The sequence below is a fragment of the Acinetobacter sp. ANC 3813 genome (genome assembly GCF_002135435.1).
GTDB lineage: Bacteria > Pseudomonadota > Gammaproteobacteria > Pseudomonadales > Moraxellaceae > Acinetobacter.
Genome location: NZ_NEGK01000005.1, coordinates 86,252 through 109,766, shown reverse-complemented (window position 1 = coordinate 109,766; position 23,515 = coordinate 86,252). Strand labels below are relative to the sequence as shown.

19 protein-coding genes are annotated in these 23,515 nt (G+C 45.7%); 10 read left to right on the top strand and 9 right to left on the bottom strand.

The features are described from left to right. Nucleotides 1-59 precede the first annotated feature (59 nt). The 3 genes from pta to B9T34_RS09220 all read right to left on the bottom strand — a co-directional run bounded on the left by pta (nucleotide 60) and on the right by B9T34_RS09220 (nucleotide 5,392). The gene (gene pta, locus B9T34_RS09230) at nucleotides 60-2,201 is read right to left on the bottom strand and encodes a phosphate acetyltransferase (RefSeq protein WP_086212872.1); all 2,142 of its coding nucleotides are present in this window, start codon (nucleotides 2,199-2,201) and stop codon (nucleotides 60-62) included. 57 nt (nucleotides 2,202-2,258) lie between these two features. Continuing rightward, nucleotides 2,259-3,476, bottom strand: a complete 1,218-nt coding sequence (locus B9T34_RS09225) for an acetate/propionate family kinase (RefSeq protein WP_086212871.1) — start codon at nucleotides 3,474-3,476, stop codon at nucleotides 2,259-2,261. A gap of 650 nt (nucleotides 3,477-4,126) precedes the next feature. Continuing rightward, nucleotides 4,127-5,392: a glutamate-5-semialdehyde dehydrogenase gene (locus tag B9T34_RS09220; RefSeq protein WP_086212870.1), complete on the bottom strand. Its 1,266-nt coding sequence runs from the start codon at nucleotides 5,390-5,392 to the stop codon at nucleotides 4,127-4,129. 305 nt (nucleotides 5,393-5,697) lie between these two features. Between B9T34_RS09220 and B9T34_RS09215 the strand changes: the two genes are divergently transcribed. After that, nucleotides 5,698-7,029, top strand: a complete 1,332-nt coding sequence (locus B9T34_RS09215) for an alpha/beta fold hydrolase (protein WP_086212869.1) — start codon at nucleotides 5,698-5,700, stop codon at nucleotides 7,027-7,029. A gap of 29 nt (nucleotides 7,030-7,058) precedes the next feature. Here the strand turns inward: B9T34_RS09215 and B9T34_RS09210 are convergent, their stop codons facing one another. Beyond that, entirely contained in the window at nucleotides 7,059-7,931 is an 873-nt protein-coding gene (locus B9T34_RS09210) for a class I SAM-dependent methyltransferase (RefSeq protein WP_086212868.1), read from the bottom strand. Between the two features lie 122 nt (nucleotides 7,932-8,053). Beyond that, complete coding sequence (gene nagZ, locus B9T34_RS09205) at nucleotides 8,054-9,079, bottom strand: beta-N-acetylhexosaminidase (RefSeq protein ID WP_086212867.1); 1,026 nt, start codon at nucleotides 9,077-9,079, stop codon at nucleotides 8,054-8,056. 199 nt (nucleotides 9,080-9,278) lie between these two features. On the opposite strand from nagZ, the gene B9T34_RS09200 reads away from it, so the two are divergent. The 7 genes from B9T34_RS09200 to B9T34_RS09170 all read left to right on the top strand — a co-directional run bounded on the left by B9T34_RS09200 (nucleotide 9,279) and on the right by B9T34_RS09170 (nucleotide 19,435). Next, a complete protein-coding gene (locus tag B9T34_RS09200) occupies nucleotides 9,279-11,477 on the top strand; it encodes a carboxy terminal-processing peptidase (RefSeq protein WP_086212866.1) in 2,199 nt (732 codons plus the stop codon). 351 nt (nucleotides 11,478-11,828) lie between these two features. Continuing rightward, the gene (locus tag B9T34_RS09195; protein WP_086212865.1) at nucleotides 11,829-13,886 is read left to right on the top strand and encodes a putative bifunctional diguanylate cyclase/phosphodiesterase; all 2,058 of its coding nucleotides are present in this window, start codon (nucleotides 11,829-11,831) and stop codon (nucleotides 13,884-13,886) included. Nucleotides 13,887-14,165: 279 nt separating this feature from the next. Further along, entirely contained in the window at nucleotides 14,166-15,758 is a 1,593-nt protein-coding gene (locus tag B9T34_RS09190) for a peptide chain release factor 3 (RefSeq protein ID WP_086212864.1), read from the top strand. A 95-nt stretch (nucleotides 15,759-15,853) separates the two neighbouring features. After that, nucleotides 15,854-16,693: a hypothetical protein gene (locus B9T34_RS09185; protein ID WP_086212998.1), complete on the top strand. Its 840-nt coding sequence runs from the start codon at nucleotides 15,854-15,856 to the stop codon at nucleotides 16,691-16,693. Nucleotides 16,694-16,745: 52 nt separating this feature from the next. After that, nucleotides 16,746-17,699 carry an RsiV family protein gene (locus tag B9T34_RS09180; protein ID WP_086212863.1) on the top strand — a complete coding sequence of 318 codons (954 nt, stop codon included), beginning with the start codon at nucleotides 16,746-16,748 and terminating at the stop codon, nucleotides 17,697-17,699. Further along, entirely contained in the window at nucleotides 17,699-18,526 is an 828-nt protein-coding gene (locus B9T34_RS09175) for a TatD family hydrolase (RefSeq protein WP_086212862.1), read from the top strand. The genes B9T34_RS09180 and B9T34_RS09175 overlap by 1 nt, the downstream gene beginning before the upstream one ends. A gap of 102 nt (nucleotides 18,527-18,628) precedes the next feature. Continuing rightward, entirely contained in the window at nucleotides 18,629-19,435 is an 807-nt protein-coding gene (locus B9T34_RS09170) for an enoyl-ACP reductase FabI (RefSeq protein ID WP_086212861.1), read from the top strand. Between the two features lie 157 nt (nucleotides 19,436-19,592). Here the strand turns inward: B9T34_RS09170 and secB are convergent, their stop codons facing one another. From secB to rsgA, 4 genes are all read right to left on the bottom strand, one after another. Further along, nucleotides 19,593-20,048 (bottom strand): protein-export chaperone SecB, encoded by a 456-nt coding sequence (gene secB, locus B9T34_RS09165; RefSeq protein ID WP_086212860.1) that lies wholly within the window; start codon nucleotides 20,046-20,048, stop codon nucleotides 19,593-19,595. Between the two features lie 40 nt (nucleotides 20,049-20,088). After that, nucleotides 20,089-20,343, bottom strand: coding sequence for a glutaredoxin 3 (grxC, locus tag B9T34_RS09160; RefSeq protein ID WP_086212859.1), 255 nt, complete (start codon nucleotides 20,341-20,343; stop codon nucleotides 20,089-20,091). Nucleotides 20,344-20,362: 19 nt separating this feature from the next. Next, nucleotides 20,363-20,770: a rhodanese-like domain-containing protein gene (locus B9T34_RS09155; RefSeq protein WP_086212858.1), complete on the bottom strand. Its 408-nt coding sequence runs from the start codon at nucleotides 20,768-20,770 to the stop codon at nucleotides 20,363-20,365. 94 nt (nucleotides 20,771-20,864) lie between these two features. After that, on the bottom strand, nucleotides 20,865-21,923 hold the full coding sequence (gene rsgA, locus B9T34_RS09150; protein ID WP_086212857.1) for a ribosome small subunit-dependent GTPase A: 1,059 nt from the start codon (nucleotides 21,921-21,923) through the stop codon (nucleotides 20,865-20,867). Nucleotides 21,924-22,046: 123 nt separating this feature from the next. Between rsgA and orn the strand changes: the two genes are divergently transcribed. Together orn and B9T34_RS09140 are read left to right on the top strand one after the other, a co-directional pair. After that, a complete protein-coding gene (gene orn, locus B9T34_RS09145; protein ID WP_086212856.1) occupies nucleotides 22,047-22,604 on the top strand; it encodes an oligoribonuclease in 558 nt (185 codons plus the stop codon). Nucleotides 22,605-22,731: 127 nt separating this feature from the next. Then, the gene (locus tag B9T34_RS09140; RefSeq protein WP_086212855.1) at nucleotides 22,732-23,502 is read left to right on the top strand and encodes a ThiF family adenylyltransferase; all 771 of its coding nucleotides are present in this window, start codon (nucleotides 22,732-22,734) and stop codon (nucleotides 23,500-23,502) included. Nucleotides 23,503-23,515 lie beyond the last annotated feature (13 nt).

The window sequence follows — 23,515 nt, the reverse complement described above, 5'->3', positions numbered from 1 at the left end:
ACCATCCAATCTTTCGATTGGATGGCGCTGAGTATCAACTGTCAAACTAAGCTTTTAAATTATTGCGCTTCCTGCTGTTCAGATTGAATTGCAGTGAGGGCAATGGTAAACACAATGTCATCGACCAATGCGCCGCGCGACAAGTCATTCACAGGCTTGTTAAGACCTTGCAGCATTGGCCCCACGCTGACGACATCGGCAGAGCGTTGAACCGCTTTATAGGTGGTGTTGCCTGTATTCAAATCTGGGAAAATAAATACATTAGCGCGGCCAGCCACTTTTGAATCAGGCGCTTTTGAGCGTCCAACACTTTCCACAGATGCTGCATCGTATTGCAATGGGCCATCGATGAGTAAATCAGGACGGCGTTCTTGCGCAATGCGGGTGGCTTCCGCAACTTTTTCTACATCTGCGCCAGCGCCTGAAGTACCTGTAGAATAAGAAATCATCGCAATGCGCGGGTCAATACCAAATGCTTTGGCAGAGTCTGCAGACTGAATCGCAATTTCCGCCAATTCAACTGCTGTTGGATCTGGATTAATCGCACAGTCGCCGTACACATAGACTTCATCCGGCAGGAGCATAAAGAAGACTGAAGACACCAATGAATATTCAGGAGCAGTTTTAATCAGCTGGAATGCAGGGCGTACAGTATTGGCCGTGGTATGTACGGCACCAGAAACCAAGCCATCGACTTGATCTAGCGCCAGCATCATGGTGCCCAGCACAACGGTATCCTGCAGCTGTTCACGCGCCTGCAGCTCATTGATTTTGCCTTTGCGCAGTTCAACCATTTTTTCGACATAGTTGTCGCGAATCAAGTCTGGGTCAATAATTTCTAAGTCATACGGCAGTTCAATGCCGCGCGCTTTCGCGACTTCAACGACCGCTTCAGGTTTGGCTAAAAGGACACACTGCGCAATGCCGCGGGATTGGCAAATGGCGGCTGCTTGTACGGTACGCGGTTCATCACCCTCTGGCAGCACAATGCGCTTTTTGGCAGCAATTGATTTTTGCACCAGCTCATGACGGAAAGCAGAAGGAGACAGACGCGGTTTGTGTGAGCCATTGATCAGCTGTGTAATCCACTCAGGGTCAATATGGCTGGATACAAAACGGGTCACTTGTTCTGCGCGTTCAGTATCATCTACTGGAATTTCATTGCTGAGATTCGCCAGTTCCTGCGCTGTTTCAAAGGTGCTTAGCGGGGTATGCAAAATTGGTAAACCCTGCTTGATCGCTGTTTGGCAGAAGTTCAGTACATGTTCATTCGGCTGATGGTGTTCTGTTAAGACCAAGCCCGCCAGCGGAATGCCATTGCTGCTTGCTAGGCTGCTTGCCAGCAAGACGTCAATACGGTCTGATGCGCTGATGATCAGCTCGCCAGCTACAAATTTATGCAGTTCATGTTCAATATTGGAAGCGATCAGGCTGCTGTGCAGCACACGGCGCTGTTTCGCTTCGCCTTCGTTAATCCAGTGCGCAGAAATATGCGCGGCCAAATCAGACATGCGCGGCACGCTTAATGTATTGCTGAAGGGTATAAGGCCAATCACTGGGAATTTTTCAGCACCCAGCTGCGCATTGTATTTTTGCAGCTGCTCCGAAAAAATTGCTGTATCGCGGATGAGACGAAGGCTTGGATCTAAGGTTACAGGCACTTGCGCCGAACCTTCAGGCAAGCCTTTGGTCCGCATGAACAGCACACCTGCGGTACGCTCATTGCTGGCGCCGCCAAAGTTGCGCGCGAGGGTTTCAACTTTTTCTGCCGCCGCCGCTGCATTATTCATATCAGCAGTGCTGACAATCACGACTTTGGCATCCAAAGCTTTGGCAAGGTCAGCATTTAAGCCAGCTGCATAGGCATCGCGGCTGTTGGGCAAAACCCCTTCAACAATAATCAGATCATGCTTCTTGGCAATTTCACGGTGCAGGCGGACTGCGTCTTCCAGCAGTTCGTCATTTTCATCTTGGCTCAAACGGCGCAAAACAGCGGCGTGGCTGATCGGTTCAACCGTTTCATTATTAAATAAATGGCGGTACAGCGCCGTGGTGCGGTCAGCAGCCGATTGTGGTTCTTGAGAAAAAGGCTTTAAAAAACCTGCTTTAATGCCTTGGCATTCCAATGCATAAATTAAGCCTAAACATGCAGATGTTAAGCCTACACCTTCCCCAGTGGGCACGAGTAAAATTGTTTTCATAAGGCATCTAAACTAAAAATAAAATATTGAACCCGAAAGGGTGGTGGAAGCTGCAGCTTATGCTACAGCTTCATCTTCCGCTTTAGACTTTTTTGCGGCAGTTACCTCTAGCTCCACCACGTTTTGCGTTTCTTTAGCAATGCGGCCTTCTTCATCGGTCGGAACAACCCAAATTTGCGGGCCAGCGCCGGCATCAATTCGGCCTTCAGTACCGCGTTTTAAGCTGTCATTTTTGTCTTTGCTTAAGTTAAAGCCAAAGTGCGGCAGGTAGGCTAGAGTTTTTTCACGGATCAGCGCAGAGTTTTCGCCAATGCCGCCAGTGAAGAATAAGCCGTCAATGCGCGGCAGGCCACAGCTTAAGGCTGCTAAAGATTTTGCTAAACGGTAGCAGAATACTTCAATGGCCAGCGCGGCATCTTCGTTGCCTTGATCAGCGGCATCAATCAGTGTACGCATGTCATTGGAAAGGTCTGATAGGCCTAATAAGCCAGACTGGCTGTTCAGCATTTTGTCAATTTTGTAAATATCCCAGCCTAAATTAGAAGCCAAGAAACTGTGGATACTTGGGTCTACGTCACCGCTGCGGGTACCCATGACTACGCCTTCCAGCGGAGTTAAGCCCATCGAGGTATCTACCGATTGACCATTCCAAATCGCGCAGGTTGAGCTGCCATTGCCTAAATGCGCTGTGAGCCAGCCGCCTTGCTTGAAGCTGCCAGCCAGCTCTGAACCGCGTTCAGAAACATAGGCATGGCTGGTGCCGTGGAAACCATAACGGCGCACGTTGTGCTGTGTATAAAGGAATTTTGGCAATGCATAGCGGTAAGCATGCGACGGCATGGTTTGATGGAATGCGGTATCAAATACAGCCACCTGCGGCAATTGCGGGAACAGGCGCATTGTTGCGTCAATTCCAACCAGATGCGCAGGGTTGTGCAATGGCGCCAGCGGCGTCGCTGCACGGATGCGGTCAATAATTTCTGGTGTTAATAATTCTGCTTTGGTTAAGGTGCCGCCGTGTACAACGCGGTGGCCGATCGCTTGCGGATTGTAGTGCGACAAGCGTTCTAAAATAATTTCCAAGGCTTTTTCATGGTTCGCGTCAGGAATAGACAGCTCAAGCGGCGCGCCGCCTGCAGTAATACCTTTAATTCGAGCTTCTGGAGAACCTAAGTTTTCTGCCAAACCAAAAATACGGTCTTCTCGACGTTCAGAAACCAACGCATATTTAATTGAAGATGAACCGCAGTTAATTACTAATACTGATGTAGACACGTTTTTTTACCCGAATTCTAATTAAAGTACTTATCCCTCACATGATCTGAATGCATAACTTTTTATTGGTGCAATTTAGATCAGTGATGATGTTTTAACATGCGATGTTTTTCTGTCCTAGATAGACTTTAGGAGATTAGACTTAAGCACTATCGACCCATTTCTCAATAATAATTAAAATTTATCAGTTCATAGTTTTCATTTATTAATGAAATAGTCTAGGCGGATCAGGTGCTTCAGCTGTCAATAATTTACAATAGCATGCAAAAACTGCTCAGTAATAAAACACATACAAAAATTATGGTTTTATTTTTTTCTTTTAGGTGGACACAGGGTCACGAAAGCTAAGCTGCGTTTCAAAAGAATGCGCGCACTTGATATATGCGTTTCAAATGTTCAAAAACGCAAGATGCTTTTGATTAAAATATCAGCGTTTTCATGGCTGTTCTATCTTTATTTTTTATGAATTGAATCAAAAAATTTTACAGTAAAGGCTGAGGCAGATCATTTAGATCAGCAATCGAAATGGCTTTGTGAAGATTTTATTTGGCTCGAAGATGCCTATCTTGAAGTTGACCTTTGTTCCCGGCAGAAAGGTCTTGGAAAAAATAAAGCCCCTGAACGGAGCTTTATTTATGGCAGAATTCAGCTTATTGGCGGATTTGACCATCGCCAAAGACCACCCATTTTTGTGAAGTCAGGCCTTCTAATCCTACAGGGCCGCGGGCATGGATTTTATCGGTTGAAATCCCGATTTCAGCGCCTAAGCCATATTCAAAGCCATCCGCGAAACGGGTAGAGGCGTTGATCATCACTGAGCTGGAGTCTACAGCGGCCAAGAATTTGCGCGCTAAGCTGAAGTTTTCAGTAATGATGGCATCGGTATGGTGTGAACCGTATTTGTTAATATGATCAATGGCTTCATCAATGCCGCTGACCACTTTAACCGCCAAAATAGGCCCCAGATATTCCTCATACCAGTCTTCTTCTGTAGCCGTAACCACATGCCCGCCTAAAATGCGTCGGGTTTCAGCACAGCCGCGCAGTTCAACTTGTTTCTGCGCATACAGCTCCGCAATATTCGGCAGGAACTCTTCAGCGACCTTTTCATCGACCAGTAACGTTTCCATGGCATTGCATACGCCGTAACGGTGTGTTTTTGCGTTTAAAGCGATTGGCAAAGCTTTTTGCAAATCGGCCTGCGCTTCTACATACACGTGACAGTTGCCGTCCAGATGTTTAATCACAGGCACACGCGCTTCTTCGGTAATACGCTCAATCAGGCCTTTGCCGCCGCGGGGCACAATCACATCCACATATTCAGGCATGGTGATCAGCTGACCCACCGCACTGCGGTCTGTGGTATTAATCACCTGAACTGAATTTTCAGGCAAGCCTGCCGCTTTTAAACCGTGCTGAATGGCCGCTGCAATCGCTTGGTTGGATTCCAGCGCTTCTGAGCCGCCGCGCAAAATAATGGCATTGCCAGACTTTAACGCCAAAGAGGCCGCTTCCAACGTGACATTCGGGCGCGACTCATAAATCATGCCGACGACACCTAATGGCACACGCATTTTACCCAGCTGAATGCCTGTGGGGCGGTATGCCATATCGGTAATTTCGCCAATGGGGTCTTTCAATCCAATGACATCTTTTAAGCCTTGCAGCATGCCTTTAAAGCGCGAGGGGGTAAGTTCTAAGCGATCAAGCAGGGCACTGTCCAAGTTGTTGCTGTGCGCCTTGGTCATATCCATTTTGTTGGCTGCTAAAATATCAGCTTCACTGTTTTGCAAAGCGGTATAAATAGCAGAAAGCGCATTGTTTTTAGATTCAGTAGAAGCACTGGCTAACACGCGAGATGCTTGGCGCGCCTGTTGTCCTACCGTTTGCATGTATTGTTCAATAGACTGTTGCATAGCGGTTTGATCACTTAGAAATTTCCATCTGATATTAACAGCCTCAGATCAGACAATGAAGCGTTATGACGCCAGATTTAGCCTTTTAATTCGAAACGCATTCACATTTTGAAATTGTTTTAGACAATAAAGCAGATGAGCGGCGGCATTAGCAGTTGCGTGTAAAATCATCTCCTGTATAGAATGAAACATTACTGACATTGAAGTCATACAAATAACGACAAAAGAGCAGGACGCTAGCTGCAGGCAGCTCTCATTAATTTCTTGCACAATAAAAATAAGGCAGGAAGGATGGAGGAATGAACATGAATTCCATTATCAAAATGGACACGGAAGTACACGGCAATATGGCGCAGTACCACTTTTTTGATTTATACGACCGAGACAGCTTTAAAAAACCGGCGCGAACGACATGGATTGACGGCTGGAAAGTCGAATATATGGCAATTGCGCGCCCAGACACTCTGCATATGACACCTATGGTGATCATTGGCGGCGCATTTCAAAACTTCAATTCTTATAAATACTGTGTCGAACAGTTGTTTACTGCTGGCCCGATTATTCTAATTGATTTGCCCTCTATGGGCTCCAATCAGCAAATTACCAATGTCGACAGCGGCCTTTCCGCAGGTACTTTAGAGCTGGAGGATTTAGCCGGCATGCTTGGTACTTGGCTGGATATTGTGGGCATGCAGAAAGTTGCTGTATTAGGCATGTCATTGGGTTCAGTGGTTGCTTCCTGCTTAGCGCATCAGCGTCCAGAGCTGATTGAACGCATGATTTTAATGGGTGTGATGCAGAAAACCCGTAAGAGCTGGCGCATGCTGCTGGAGGAGTCGCTGTACCTGATGCAGGAGCAGCGCATGGATGAGTTCGGTCAAGCGGTGATTTTATATTTGGTCAACCATGCCAAGATGGATGTCACCCGCATGTCGCCAACAGCGAAGCGACTGTTTTTCCGTCAAATGGCGGAATTTACAGGAACAGAGCAAGAGCGATATGACATCAACTGCAACCGCCTGTTGCGTTTGACCAATGTACCTACCCCAGAATGTGATGTATTGGTGGCTTGCGGTCAGTACGACAGTTTTACCTTGCCGCATGAAAATGCCAATTTTGCACTGCAATGCCCGAATATGCAGTTTGCAATGATCGCGAATGCGGATCATGTGCCGCAGCTGCAGCGCCGAAAAGAAACGATGAACTTATTTGCCACTTATTTGCGCGGTGAGTCAATCCAGAATCTGGAAGGTATTTTGCCAATGAGCCGTGAGCAGATGGCAAAAGTAGACCGGCGCGGTGAAGAGCGCATTCATATTGAGCAGCCTTTCACGCATTTAAGCCATCGCCATTCAGATTTGCGTATAGACGCCGAAGTTACAGATTTGAATTATTTTGGTGTACTGCTGAATCTAGAAAATGCAGCGCTTGCACAAAAGGCGGCTCAATTCCCTCGTGATTTGGCTTTACACCTGCAGGATGAAGAAGGTGAGTTTGAAATTGAATGCCTGATTTTTGAAACGTCAGATACACAATTGCGCGCTTTATTTAAGCATGGCAGCTTTGAAGTCGCGGAACGCTTGCTGAATTTTGTAAAGTGGCAAAAAGCGAAAATGCAGCTTTTAGAAGCGGTATAAAATTATTTTTCCGATAAAAAAAAACAGCGCTATGAGCGCTGTTTTTTTATCGCTGCATGGATGACCCAGACTAAGTCTCCGCCATGTTCTTCATTGTTTTGAAAGGTGATGACATTGCTGCTGTCTTGCGCTTTTAAAGCGTGAGCAGGCTGCAGTACATTGACCTGATTGAATCCTGCATGTCCAAAAAAGCTTTGAACTTCGGCTGGATTCACGAAGTGAAAACTGAAGGCGCTGCGCGACATGACTTTGAGCAGCTTGCTGCTGGTCCAGATAAAGTTGGCGAGTTTATTTTTTACGGGTTCTGGATAGATATCTGTGAGGTAATGCAGTTCTGGAAAATCCTGTGCATATTCTGTCATGCCTTGCAGCAGCTGATTCAGCATGGTTTTATCAAAATAATTAATTAAGCCTTCACTGATCACCGCCAGCGGCCGGGTTGTATCAAAGCTTTGGAAAATCCTTTCGAAATCTTGCGTGAAAATATCGGCAGTCAGCACTTCAGGGGCTGCTGCATCTAATTGCTGCAGGGCTTGAGTTTTGATTTTTGCCATATCGGGCAAATCTAATTCTCGGTAATCAATTTGCGGGAATTTTTGACGGAAGTTCCAGCTGCGCGGCGACAATCCGCAGGCAATCTCAAGAATTTGCAGATCAGGGTGCTGCTCTATCAGCGTATTCAGCTGCTGGTCAATGATGCTATGGCGCTGTTTGAGCGTGGTGCGCATGCTGCCGCCGACATGCTTTTCTGCCCAGCTTTCCAGAGGGTGTAATAGTTTGGCTAAGAACTTTCCTTTGCCCGTGGCAAATACAGGATGAGAGATGCCCATGCTGTACCAAATATAGCCGGTATAGTGTGCTGTAAATGAAATATGACGGTGTTCAGACAAATTTTGAGCCATAAACGCTAAACCTTAGATTTTCTTTTAATTTTACTTTGCTGCAGGGGGGCTGCTGTTTTTATCATCATAATCAAAAAGGAACACGCTGTCGTGTTCCTTTTATCGTTTTTTATTTAAAGCCATTAAGCGCTGAATTGGTTTTTAAAATCGACAATGCGGTCACGGGTATTTGCCCAGTCTGTACCTAAATCCAGCTGCTGTCCCACTTGAAGATGAGGAATTTTACCGCGCATGCGTTCTAAGCGCTGCTGATTTGGCAGCGGAAGATTGGAAATGCCTTCTAAAGCCGTGCAGGCGGATTCTCGGTTGTTGCAGACCAGCCCCATATCACAGCCAGCACTTAATGCGGCCTGAATGCGTGCATCTGCGCCGCCTGCCACACATGCGGCTTGCATGCTGAGGTCGTCAGAGAACAATACGCCGTCAAATTTTAGTTCTTTGCGCAGTACTTGCTGAATCCAATAAGGCGAGAAACCGGCTGGGTTAGGATCAACCTGATCGTAAATCACATGCGCAGGCATCAATGCTTCCAGCTGAGGCATCAGCTGAATAAAACTCTGCATGTCTTTTTGGTAAATTTCATCATAGCTGCGTGAGTCGACCGCTGCCGCCACATGCGAGTCTGCTTTGACTGAACCATGGCCTGGGAAATGTTTGCCTGTAGACGCCATGCCAGCACGTTTCATCCCTTTGAGGAATGCGCTGGCCAGCGGTACGATGTCTTGCATGTTCTGGGCAAAACTGCGGTCGCCAATCACATCACTGATGTCATTTAAGTCTAAAACAGGCGCAAAGCTGAAATCGATGCCCACAGCCAAGACCTCGGCAGCCATGAGCCAGCCGCACTGTTCTGCAAGTTCCAGCGCTTTTTCAGGTTGGCTTAAGTAAACTTCGCCAAACTTGCCCATAGCAGGCAGCAGGGTAAAGCCTTTTTTTAAACGCTGTACACGTCCGCCTTCCTGATCGACAGCAATCAAAATATCGGGACGGACCTGGCGCATATGGTCGGTTAAAGCGCGCACTTGCTCAGGTGATTCAATATTGCGGCCAAATAAAATCATCCCGCCGACTTGCGGAGCCTGCAATAGTTCAATATCTTCTTGAGTAAGTTCTGTGCCGGCTATGTCGAGCATTAATGCGCCAATCATATTGAGGGTCCGTGTTGGAGTTTTTAGGGAAAAACAATACCTGAATTCTGCAATGTTTTGCTACACTTTGTCAGCACAGATTATGATAAAACTACACGACATAAACAGATTAAGTCATTTAAGATTTTGAAAATGTTCAGTTCAAGTCAAAAAATGACACGGCAATTTGGTTAGGAAACCAAGGAAGTACTACATATTTATGAAACTTCAGACAATAGCTTGCGCCGTTGCAGTTGCAACTGGCGGTTTATTTTTCACTCATGTTGTAAATGAAGCGATTGCTGCGGAAAGCACCGCTGCAGTTTCAAATACAATTCAGCCTTCACAAGAGCAAGCTTTGGTTTCCCGTCAATTGGCAACCTTGGTTGACCGTCAGCACTATTTGAATCAGCGCTTGGATGCCAACACGTCTAACCGTATCCTCGATTTTTATATCGACAGTTTAGACCCAGAGCATACGCTGTTTTTAGCTTCGGACGTCGCTGATTATAAAAAGCGTTTTGGCTCAAATTTCGGCGCCAATCTGAAAGCTGGCAATTTAGCTGGGCCATATGAAATTCATGCGCAATACCGCGAGCGCCTAAAACAGTTCTACAGCTTTATGCTGGCAGAATTGAAAAAGCCACAGAATTTAAACCAGCCGAATACTTATATTGAAACGGACCGTGAAAAAGCGCCATTCTTTGCAACAGAGGCAACGCAACGCGCGCATTGGAATAAAATGCTGGTGTCGCAGCTGATTAACCTGACCATCAGCAAAGAAGAAGAGCTGGCGAAGCAAAAGGCGCTGAAAGAGAATCCTGAATTGGCCAATGGCCAGGACTTAACTGGCCCAGAAGATTTAACGCCAGTGCAGACGCTCACCAAGCGCTTTAACCGTCAGCTGGAACGAGTCAGCCGTCTGAAAAGCGATGATGTGTTGGATAAAACCCTCAACGCGATGATGCTGACCTATGATCCGCACAGCAATTATTTCCCGCCTGTGGATGCGATGGAACTGAACCGTCAGACCACGTTGCAGCTGGAAGGGGTTGGGGTGTCGATCCGCCCAGACCGCGGCAATGAAGACTACACTAAAATTGAAACCATTGTAGAAGGCGGGCCTGCGAGCAAGTCAGGACAAGTCAAAGCGGGTGACCGCATTATTGGCGTTGCGCAAGACGGCGACAAAATGGTGGATGTGATTGGCTGGCCGAGCAATGAAATTGTGGGCTTGATCCGCGGTAAGCGCGGTACCAAAGTGACTTTGCGTTTGCTGGGTGCTGGCGCTTCAATGAGCCAAGCGCGCAACGTAACGATTGTACGCGATGTGATTCAGGAAGAAGATGCGGGCGTGCGTTCACGTATTGTGGAAATTGAACGTGACGGCAAAAAACATAAATTCGGTGTCCTTGAAATTCCATCTTTCTATTTGAACTACCGTGCGCGCCGTGAAGGTGCGAATTACCGGTCGGTTTCTGAAGATACCAACAAGGCATTAAAATCTTTAGCAGCTCAAAATGTTGATGGCGTCATTGTTGATTTACGCAACAACCCTGGTGGTTCACTGGAAGAAGTTGCACGTATGCTGGGGCAGGTCATTAAATCTGGACCAGTCGTGCAGATTCGTGACGGCAATGGCAATGTCAGCGTCTTTGAAGATGAAGATGGCGGTGCGCAAACTTATGCAGGCCCAATGGCGGTACTGATTAACTTGGCTTCTGCATCTGCAAGCGAAATTTATTCAGCTGCGATTCAGGACTATGAGCGCGGCATTGTGATTGGCAGTACCACAACAGGTAAGGGGACAGCGCAAGTTCAGCTGGATTCGCTGGCTTATGGCCAAGCAACGCTGACGCAGCGTAAGTTCTACCGTGTTACAGGCGGCAGTACGCAAAACAAAGGCGTTGTGCCGGACATTAAACTGGTCGATATCTACAATGATGAGTTTGGTGAGCGCAAATCAAAGAATGCTTTGAAATGGGATACGATTCCAACAGCGCCATTTAAGCGTGAAGGCTCAATTCAAAGCTATGTGCCTGATTTAGTGAAATCTTCAGAACTGCGTGTAAATGTAGATCCGCAGTTTAAATATCTTAATCAGCGTACAGCGTTAGCCAAAAAAGCCGATGAGCAAAAACAGGTTGTGCTGGATTTGCAAAAGCGTAAAGCGGAACTGCTGGATATGGAGCAGAAAACGCTGACAGCGGAAAATGAGCGCCGTAAAGCGACTGGTTTAAAACCTTATGGCAACTGGGAAAGCTATCAGGCTTCCATGGATGCATTGGTTGAGACACGTGCAAAAATGAAAGCAAATCAGCGTCCAGCGCTGCCAGAAGATGAGGCTTTTGTGAAAGAAGCTGCATCTGTACTGCTGGATTATTCAAAGCTTCAAGGCACGGCAAAAGCTGCACCTTAATGTGATGATTTAAATGCGCTTAAAAACCAGCAGGCTTTGGCCAGCTGGTTTTTTTATGCCTGAAAGATTTATATTTAAAAAAAATAATGAAAATCTGACGAATGAAGTGGAAACAGTGCAATGTTTTCTGTCATTTTAGTGATTGATCTTAAAGTTTTTTTTATAAAAATGACAAGTCGCTGTAAAACATAGAATAAATGCTTGACCAAAGCTAAAGAGTATAAGATTCTAGAATCATTAGTTTTATTTTTTTGCCGATAATTTTTCGTTTATTTTAAGGCAAGCAACTTATAAATATTGGTCATTTAATTTGAACAAAATAACATCAAAGGCTTGTGCGGAATCTATTTTATGACGCATATACATTATGACTACAGTCTTGTGCTCGGTTCTGCCATAGTTGCATTGCTGGCATGTTATTTTGCTGTTTCTTTAGAACAGACACTTTTCAGAGGTTCCAGGCCTAAATATGAATGGCTGATCCTCATCTTAAGCGGCGCCCTGCTTGGCGCGGCAATCTGGTGTATGCATTTTGTGGCCATGATGGCCAGCCACATGCCGGGTGATCAGTCTTTTAATACCTATTTTACGGTGGTTTCCTATCTGATTGCCTTTGCCGCTTCGGTCTTTGCAGTCTGGCTGACTACACGCTTTACCCTGCCATTGATTCGGCTGACTTTAGGTTCAGTGCTTATGGGGCTGGGTATTGCAGGCATGCATTATACAGGCATGATGGCTATGGATATTGAGGGCTATGAAGTCCGTTATGAGCCAGTATTGACCAGCTGCTCAGTGCTTATTGCCATTGGCGGGTCGTGGATCACGTTCCTGCTGGCTTTTCGCAATAAGCATGCGCGGCATTTTAAGCATGTACTTCGAATCGCCGTTGCCTTTACCTTGACCATGACCATTGTTGTCATGCACTACACCGGCATGGCAGCGATGAATTTTGTTCCCGTAGATGCTGCGGCCAAAATTGAGATGGCTAAGGGCTTTGACCTGCAGCTGCTGACGGTCATTTTTGTGACATGTTTGGTTCTTGGTGTGGCATTTTGCGTAGCAATATTGGAGCGGCGTTTAGAAGAACGCAGCCGCCAGCTGACCAAAGCCAATCGTGAACTGGCTAATTTGGCGGTACAGGATAATTTAACCAAACTGCCCAACCGTCTGTTCTTGGCGGAATATGCGCACTTTTTATTTACCGACTACCGTTATCAGAAAGATCAGATCGCCTTTTTATATATCGATTTAGACCGCTTTAAAGCGGTCAATGACGTATTTGGGCATCATGTGGGCGATCAGCTGCTGATTCAGCTGTCTAACCGTTTGCACCGCCTTTTAGATGATCATTCTAAATTGCTGCGCATTGGCGGCGATGAATTTCTGATGGTGCTGGAGTCTTCAACTTCAGAGCGCGCTGCGGCTGTTGCAGAAAAAATTTTAGAGCTGATTCAGGACAGCTTTATGATTGCGGGCAAAGAAATCAATGTTTCAGGCAGTATTGGTATTGCGATGTATCCAGAGCATGGCAGTAATTTGCAGGATTTACTGATTAATGCTGATGCTGCGATGCTGACCTCTAAAGATCAGGGAAGAAACACTTTTTCTCTGTTCTGTTTCAGTTCAGATCAAAATGAGGCAAAGAGCCAAACCAAACTGATCAATGATTTGTACAAAGCTGTGGAAGACCAGCAGTTTACGCTGTTCTATCAGCCAAAATTCAAAGCCTGTGAGCGCGGGATTTGCGGTGTAGAAGCACTGATCCGCTGGAAGCATCCCAATTTGGGCTTACTGACACCCAATATGTTTATCCGTGGTGCAGAAAAAACAGGCCTGATTATCCGCATGGGCTATTGGGCGCTGGAAGAAGCGTGCAGACAGATCAAAATTTGGGAAAAAACCCATCCGCAATTTTTGCCCATTTCCGTTAACTTGTCTGCGATTCAGTTTGAACATAAGCATCTGTTTTCGACCTTGGAAGAATTACTGGCGAAGTATCAAGTTGATCCAAGCTTTATTATGATTGAAATTACAGAATCAACAGCGATGCATCATATTGACAGCAGTATCCGTACATTGGAACGCTTAAGAAAAATGGGCATTAAGCTTGCGATTGATGATTTTGGTACAGGGCATTCCAGCTTTTTATACCTGAAAAATCTGCCAGTTGATGAGCTGAAAATTGATAAAGAATTTATTAACGATTTGTCGACCAATTCTAAAGAAGAAATGATTTTAGAAAGTATTATTCAGTTGGCTATTAAGCTTGGTTTGGTTGTCACGGCTGAGGGGATTGAAACACCGCTGCAGGCTGAGATTTTGACACGTTTAGGCTGTCAGCAGCTGCAAGGTTATTTGTTGGGGTTACCAGTGGGTGTGGCACGTTTGGAAGCGTCTGAGTATTTATAGACTTAAAAATCAGTTGGTATTCAATAGCCATAAAGTGTATTTATGCCTTTGCATCAGTTAATTTTGGCGCGAATGAACTCATTTGGGCATTGCGCTGTTCCAATGATTAAACATGGCTTTTTAGTTCCAACTTTTTTCTTGAAATTGCGCCTGAAAAGGCTCTGCGCGGATGTATCAACAATAGGTAATTCTGCGCTATAAATCTGCTACAATATCGCCAATTTTTAAATTGATCAGATTTGGTCTTTTACGCTGCGTGTCTGCAGCAGGTGTCTTTCCATGAGTTTTAAACAAGAATTAGCGGCGCAGGTCGCTCAGCGTCGTACATTCGCTATTATTTCCCACCCCGATGCCGGTAAAACCACCATGACAGAAAAACTACTGTTATGGGGTCAAGCCATTCAGATTGCAGGGATGGTAAAAAGCCGTAAGTCAGACCGTGCAGCTACATCTGACTGGATGGAAATGGAAAAAGAGCGCGGCATCTCCATTACGACCTCGGTGATGCAGTTCCCTTTTAAAGACAAGATGATCAACCTGCTCGACACCCCAGGGCATGAAGATTTCTCGGAAGATACCTACCGTACATTAACTGCGGTCGACTCTGCGTTGATGGTGATTGACGGCGCAAAAGGTGTCGAAGACCGTACTGTGAAATTGATGGAAGTCTGCCGTATGCGCGACACGCCAATCATTTCATTTGTAAACAAGATGGACCGTGAAATCCGTGAGCCTTTAGAGCTTTTGGATGAAATTGAAAATGTCCTGAAAATTAAATGTGTACCAATAACATGGCCTTTGGGTACTGGCCGTGATTTTGCTGGTGTATTCAATTTAATTGAAGAAAAATTCTACGTTTATAAAGCAGGCTTTGGTTCAACCATTACCGACATTGAAGTGCGTGATGGCTATGACTACCCAGACCTGCGTGAAAAAGTTGGCGAATTGGCATGGGCGGCATTTGAAGAATCTTTAGAATTGGTGCAAATGGCCAATGAGCCTTTAGACCGCGAAGAATTTTTGGCAGGCCGTCAAACTCCTGTACTGTTTGGTACGGCTTTGGGCAACTTTGGTGTAGACCATGTATTGGATGCATTTTCAAACTATGCACCTGAACCGAAAGCGCATCCGACTGAAGTGCGTAAAGTTGAATCGACAGAAGAAGGATTTACGGGCTTCGTCTTTAAAATTCAAGCCAATATGGATCCAAAACACCGTGACCGTATTGCCTTCATGCGTATCTGTTCAGGCAAATATGAACGCGGTTTGAAAATGAAGCATGTGCGTATTGATAAAGAGATCCGCATCAGCGATGCTTTAACATTCCTTGCCGGTGACCGTCAGCATTTAGAAGAAGCATGGCCGGGCGATATTATTGGTTTGCACAACCACGGCACAATTCAAATTGGCGATACGTTTACATCGGGTGAGAAACTGCAATTTACTGGTATTCCTCACTTTGCGCCGGAAATGTTCCGCCGTGTGCGCCTAAAAGATCCGCTGAAATCTAAACAGCTGCAAAAAGGCTTAAAAGAGCTTTCAGAAGAAGGCGCTACGCAGGTCTTCATGCCGCAAAACAGCAATGATTTGATCGTGGGTGCGGTAGGTGTGCTGCAGTTTGAAGTGGTGGCATACCGTTTGAAAGAAGAATACAAAGTCGACTGTATTTATGAGCCTGTGAGCATTAATACTGTGCGCTGGGTGTCATGCGACGATGACAAGAAGTTCAATGAGTTTAAGAAAAAAGCCCATGATCAGCTGTCTGTAGATGGCGGCGGCCACTTGACGTATTTGGCGCCAAGCCGCGTGAATCTGCAATTGATGCAGGAACGCTATCCGGATATTCAGTTCCGCAATACCCGCGAGCACTAAGTCTCCAATCTGATAAAAAATAAGACAGCTTCACATGAAGCTGTTTTGTTTTATGGTAGATTGATTTTAATTTCAGCTTTCCATTTATGCATGATATGAATTTCATCAAGGACACAGTCGCTATTTCAATGCTCGGCGCTGCGCTGCTGCTGAGCGCCTGTGATGATTCTAAAAAACCACAGCCTTCAGAAACAGAAGAAAAGGCATCGGTATTTTCCTTAGATAAAGAGTCATCAGATAACGAAGATTTATTGCCCTATCTGAATACGCAGGAACAGCTGGCAAAAATTGCACAGCCATTTTGTGAAAATAAAAGCTGTATTGATTTGGATATACAGACAATACATACAGCCGATGCATGGCTGAATACCTGGATTGAGCGTAATCAGGCGCTGGCGGTGCAGGACCAAATTGGTCAGAAGCAAAATTTGAGCCTGCAGCAGGCCATTAATGCCTATGTGAAAAAGTCTGATGCATGGCAAGCTGAGCTGAAAAGCAATCAGCCTTATTCTTTGGCGCTGTATACCCGTATTCCTTATCAGCGCAATCAGTATGTGCTGCTGCAAGTAGGCATAGACAGCGCGCAGGAAAATATTAAAGTAAAAGATCGTCATTATTTCTTTGTCGCAGACCGCCGTAGCCAAAAAGGCGTCAGCTTATTGGATATCATTGAACCTAAACAGCAGGCGAATATGAACAATATTGTGCAGGATGCCTACGCCAAATGGCTGAAGGAACAGGACAGCGCAGTACAGGCCAGTGCACCGAAAAAGTTGTACTGGGGACAGTCCGACTGGTTCTTTGATCAGGAAGGCGTAGGCTTGCATTACCGTCCGCATGAAATTGTAAAAGATGCGAAGCAGCTGGACATATATTTAACAAAACAACAAACACAGCAAGTCTTGAAAGCGGATGCATATCAGCATATGTTCTAATGAAGCATTAATGAATGATGCCGCTGGGTCATAGAAGAGAGACAGTTTATTCATGTTAAAGCATCAAAATATTTGGGCCATGAGCCTATTGGCGTCTGCGGTTATGCTGAGCGCTTGCCAGCCGCAAAAAGCAGAGCCGAAGCCGGAAGAAAAAACTGAAGTTAAGCCGGCAGAGAAGCCCGATCAAAGCATGAAGCTGATCGGTGATACTGAAGAGCTGAATTTAAATATGCCTGAATGTGATGGCAACAGCTGCCCGGAAATCTCGATAGAGCGGTTAAGCTCAAATCAGAGTTTTATTGATCAATATATTGATGATGAAATTCTGAAAGAACTGGGCCAAATTTTATCCGTAGAGCCTGCTCAGCAGCAGGAGCCGTCAGCGTCGAGCGAAGCTGATGCAACGTCTGCAGCGCAGTCAGCGCTGGCGCAAGTTGAAACCCCAAAAATTAAGCTGGAAAAACAGACTGCACCGTATATGCAGGCCTTTGGCAAACTGGATCAAGAGCTGAAGGCGCTGAGCTCTGCGCAGAAAATCAGCCTGATGATTAAGCCCAAGATTTTAAATGCTGAATTGCCTTTGGCGACAGTGGTATTGAACAGCAGCAGCTATTTGGGCGGCGCGCACGGTTCGTCGGCACAGCAATATTATAATTTTGATATTCAAGCCAAGAAGCTGGTCACACTGGATCAAATTATTGAGCCGAAACAACGCGGCACGCTGGATAAAAAAGCCCATGAGGCTTTTAAAGTTTGGGTCACTGATTCCAAACTGGCAGACAGTGTTTCAGAATATGAGCAGGCATGGAAGTTTAAGCTTTCAAATAATTATTATTTGGGCAAAGACGGCTTGATCCTGCAATATGCTGAATATGAGATTGGCCCATATGTGGTTGGCCTGCCGCGTTTAACCATTCCTTATGATCAATTAAAAGGCATTTTAAAACCGCAATATTTCCCAGCTGCAGAACAAAAGCCTGCATCTGAAGTTCAAGCGAAGTCTTAATGCCTAAGCTGCCGGCACTGTTTGATACGCATACCCATTTTGATGTGCCTGATTTTGATCCAGATCGGGAAGTGTTGGCGCATGCGGCCAAGCAGGCTGGAGTGGAACGCTTGGTGCTGATTGGCTTTGTGCAGGAGCGTTTTGCTGATTTGCTGCAAACCCATGACTTTTTAAACAGTTTGTCGAATGCGCCGAAGAGTGAATTGGCGCCAGGCTTGCATCCCTTTTATATCGAGCAGCATCAAGAACAGCACTTGCAGGATCTTGAGCAGATACTGCAGTCCGAAGCCTGTACTGCTATTGGTGAAATTGGCTTAGATACGTTTTTAACGCAGCATAAAGCCGCAGAGGCCTTTGCCAAACAGCAGCTTTTTTTTGCCGCGCAGCTGGAACTGGCGAAGCAATATCAAAAGCCAGTGCTGCTGCATATCCGTAAATCCCATGCGGAAACGCTAAAAATGCTGAAAGCACAGCGCTTTGAATTGGGCGGGATTGCGCATGCGTTTAGCGGCGGGGTAGAAGAAGCCAAGGCTTTTGCTAAATTGGGTTTTAAAATTGGCGTGACGGGTCAGATCACCAATCCAAATGCCAAGAAACTGCATGCTGTGGTGCAGGCTTTGGGTGCTGAGCATTTGGTGCTGGAAACCGATTGCCCTGATATGACACCGCTGTGCTGTCAGCACAGCCATGAACAGCGTACCCGCAATACGCCAGTCAATTTGCCTTATGTGCTGCAAGGCTTAGCGCATAGTTTAAAGGCGGATGAGGTGCAGCTGGCAGCCCAGCTGTGGAAAAATTCTTTTGAAGCCTTGCGCTTAACAGCTTGAGATCAGCATTTTTTGATTTGCAGCAAAATAGGCGCATTATGCAATTTCTAAAATGCTCCAGACTTGGCATTATGCATTTAAATTTTATCGAGTGAGATTCACATGGCACAAGGACTATTGGCGGGTAAACGCTTTTTAATTGCCGGCATTGCGAGCAAATTATCAATTGCATTCGGTATTGCACAAGCATTGCACCGTGAAGGCGCTGAATTGGCATTTACATATCCAAATGAAAAATTAAAAAAACGTGTGGATGATTTTGCAGCACAATTCGGTTCAACTCTAGTTTTTCCTTGTGATGTTGCTGTAGATGCTGAAATTGACGCTGCATTTGCTGAATTGGCAAAACATTGGGATGGTTTGGACGGTGTAGTTCATTCAATCGGTTTTGCGCCTGCACATACTTTAGATGGCGACTTTACAGATATTACAGACCGTGAAGGTTTTAATATTGCGCATGACATCAGCGCATACAGCTTTGTTGCAATGGCGCGTGCTGCGAAGCCGCTATTGGTTGCACGTCAAGGCTGCTTACTGACTTTGACTTATCAAGGTTCAGAACGCGTAATGCCAAACTACAACGTAATGGGTATGGCGAAAGCATCTTTAGAAGCAGGCGTGCGCTATTTGGCATCGAGCTTAGGCGCTGAAGGCATTCGTGTAAATGCGATCTCTGCAGGCCCGATCCGTACTTTGGCGGCTTCAGGCATTAAATCTTTCCGTAAAATGCTGGATTTGAATGAAAAAGTTGCACCCCTTAAACGCAATGTAACGATTGAAGATGTAGGCAATGCTGCGCTGTTCCTTTGCTCACCATGGGCAAACGGTATTACTGGCGAAATCATGTATGTCGATGCAGGTTTCAACACTGTCGGCATGAGCGCAGACCTGATGCTGGATGCTGAGTAATTCTCTTTAAGTTCCCTCTACCTTTGGGAGAGGGCTAGGGTGAGGGGAATATTCCTAAATTGAATAAAATCCCCCTCATTCCCCCTTTGTAAAGGGGAGGCGAAGGCAATAAAAAAGACCGCATTTGCGGTCTTTTTTATGTCTGCAGGTTAAGCGATTAAGCTTGGCCTTCAGCTGCAGCTGCTTCAGCACGCTGCATGTTTGCTTCAAATTCTGCATCAAAGTTGATTGGTGTAAGAAGCAATTGCGGGAAGCTGCCCTTAGTAACCATATCATTGACTGCTTCGCGCAGGAATGGGAACAGAATATTCGGGCAGTAAGCGCCAAGAATGTAAGGAAGACGCTCTTCTTCAACAGCATCAATCAAGAAAATGCCAGATTGAGTGACATCAACGATGAATGCTGTGTCGCCGGCATTGTTCGCTTGAACCACAACTTTCAATGATACTTCAAAGTGAGTTGGATCTACTTTTTCGGCAGAAGAAGACAAATTAATGTTTAATTCCGGCTGCCATTCTTTGGTAAATACTTGAGCCCCAGGTACTTCAAAAGAAATATCTTTAGTATAAATGCGTTCTAAAGCCAATTGCGGCTGAACTTGTTCTTCACTCATTCTGTAATCCTTAATATGAAGATGTGATGTTGTTTGGCAATTAAGCCAGTAATTCGTCTAATTTGCCTTCACGTTCTAATGCGTAAAGCTGGTCAAAACCGCCAATGAATTGTTCACCGATAAAAATTTGCGGCACGGTGCGGTGGCTGGTGCGCTGCATCAGCTCTACACGTACTTCAGGCGCTTCATTTGATAGATTAATTTCTTTATATTCTACGCCTTTACGCTCAAGGAGCTGTTTTGCACGAATGCAGTATGGACAAACAGTAGTTGAATAAATCGTTACTTCAGCCATTTAGAATCTCCTCGAATCTTTATTTAGCTTTAACCAAAGGCAAGCCTTGGGCTTTCCAATTGCTGATGCCGCCATCTAAGCGGTAAGCGTCTGCATGGCCCACTTGCTGCAAAGCAGAACCTGCAACTTGACCTAAGTTGCAAATGAATACTAATGGGCGGTCCGAAGTTTTTAATTCTTCAAGATGCTTTGTAATTTGGCTGTAAGGAATGTTGCGGCTGCCGCTGATATGGCCTTCACGGAAGTCTTTGCTGTCACGCAAATCAATCAGCATGGCATTTTTTGCTTTAACCAGAATCCCTAAAGACTGCGGTGAAATTTTGCGGCCATTGCGCTGACCTTCAAGTACAAAGAACAGCACCACTAAAACAGCGAGTGTGCCAAATAAGAAGGGGTGATTCCCCATAAACTCGAACCAACGTTCCACAATTCACCTAATCACAATTCAAAACTGCCAAGAGTATAGCTCATATAAATATGGTGATCAAAATCACCGCTTCAAGGGCCTTACAGAATAAAAACTAATTTTTTTGCTGCGCTTCGGCAATTTCATCAATTAAGCGAAGGTAGCTTTCTAGGCGGCGCGGCAAAATTTCACCTTTCGCAGCTGCCTCACGCAAGGCGCACTGTTTTTCATGTTTATGAGTACAGTTGCGGAATTGGCAGTAGCCTTGCAGGTTGGCAATTTCAATAAAACCGTTCTGCACGCTTTCTGTGGTCAAATGCCATAAGCCAAATTCACGAATCCCTGGGGAATCAATCAAAGCGGCATTTTCACCAAAACCAATGAGGCGGGTAGAGGTGGTGGTGTGCTGTCCCAGCGCAGAGTTTTCGGAAATGACATTGGTCTTTTGCGCAGCTTCTGGAACAATCGTGTTGATCAATGAGCTTTTGCCGACACCCGATTGGCCGACAAAGGCCACGGTTTCACCTGCAAGGCGCGCAGCTAAAACAGAGAGATCACCTGTAGACTGGGTTTGCATCACTTCATAGCCCAGATTTTTATATTCTTGAACAATTGTTAAAATCGGATCATTTTCTTTGACCAAATCCATTTTGTTCAGCACTAAAAGTGCAGGAATATTGGCATCTGCACAGGCCACCAAATAGCGGTCAATCAGGCTAGGGGCAACTTCTGGAAAAGATGCAAACACAATCACAATCAAGCTGACATTGGCAGCCACAGGTTTGACTTTATGATAGCGGTCTGGGCGGGTCAGCAGCGATTTGCGCGGATGAATTGCTGTAATAATGCCTAAGCCAGTATTGGGGTCGGCCTGCCATTTCACGCGGTCACCTGTGACCAGCGCTTCTAAATTGGTGCGGGTATGGCAGCGCCAGACACTGCCCAGTTCAATTTCTTTCCAAGCGGGCTCGGGTTCACCTTCAGCCACCGCCGGTTTTTCAGGATGCACATCTGGAACAGAAAGGGCTTGCACTTCAAGCTGGCGCCCATAGTGCTGCACGACCAAACCTTCAAGATCATTGGATGTATCCATTTCTTCCTGACGGGATTGGTGCTGTTTTTGAATGCGTCGCTGCTGCTGTTCAGTCAGGCGGCGCTTACGGATTAAAGCCATTCAGATCCTAAAAAACCGTGAAATCTAGAAGGCAAAAATAGCATGAAGCGGGGGCTAATTACAGCGCAGGCCCAATTAATTTGCTACTATAGCCCTTTTATAGCCTAATAAGATTGCACATTTATGAGCAGCACACCGGACACCCGCCTGATTTGGATTGACCTTGAAATGACAGGTCTAGACACTGATAACGATCAAATTATTGAAGTTGCAACAATTGTAACGGACGATAACTTAAATATTCTGGCGGAAGGCCCGGTTTTAGCGGTTCATCAATCTGACCGCGTACTGAATGCGATGGATGAGTGGAATACCCGCCAGCATGGCCAGTCTGGCTTAATTGAACGCGTGCGCCGCAGCAAACTGACTGCGCAGGATGCAGAACAGCAGACTTTGGAATTCCTTAAAAAATGGGTGAATCCAAAATCTTCGCCAATGTGCGGCAACTCAATTTGCCAAGACCGCCGTTTTCTGCACCGTTTGATGCCTGAAATGGAGCAGTATTTCCATTACCGCAATTTGGACGTTTCATCAGTCAAAGAATTGGCGAAACGCTGGCGTCCGGAAATCATGAGCGGCTTAAAGAAAAATGCATCGCACTTGGCGATGGATGATATCCGTGATTCAATTGCGGAATTAAAATATTACCGTGAATATTTCTTCATCATGAATAAAGACTAATCATTTGAATTCAAAAAAGAGGCCGAGCGCCTCTTTTTTTAGGCCCGCAGCTTTTCATTTCTGCAGATACATTTCAGTGCTGAATTTGCTAAAATGCGGGCTGTCCAATTGAAGATTTAGCTGCAGCATGACTGATTTACTCCAAGATGATGAATATGAACGCCGTTTTGCGGGTGTTGCCAAAATTTATGGAGAGGACAGCTTTAATCATTATGAGCAAAGCCATGTCATGGTGATTGGTATTGGCGGTGTAGGCTCTTGGGCTGTAGAAGCCTTGGCGCGTACAGGGATTGGCGAGCTGACTCTGGTTGATATGGATGTGGTTGCGGCGTCGAATATTAACCGCCAGCTGCCGGCTATGACATCGACACTGGGCATGGAAAAAATTGAAGTGATGGCCGAGCGCTGCCGTTCGATTAATCCTAAAATTAAAGTTAATTTAATTGACGATTATTTGACGCCAGACAATATCAAAGAACTTTTAGCTCAAACGCCTGATCTGATTTTAGACTGCATAGACGATGTGAAAGCCAAATTGGCGCTCATGCTACATTGCCGTTTTAATAAAATTTCGCTGATTGTGTCTGGCGGCGCGGGTGGTAAACTTGACCCTTTAAAAATCCGTGTAGCGGATTTGTCTAAAACGGAACAAGATCCAATGCTGGCAAAATTGCGTACTCAGTTACGCAGCAAAGGCATCTGCAAAAAACCAAAAGAAAAATTCGGCATAACTTGCGTGTATTCTATTGATAATCCATTTTCCAGCGCCGATGTTTGTCCAAGTGCTGGCCTGCGCTGCGGCGGTTATGGTTCGGCAGTGGTGGTGACATCCAGCTTTGCGATGGTGGCAGTTTCAGAAGTATTGAAAAAACTTGATGCAAAGCGCCCAAAACTTTGAATTGGCGCGCATT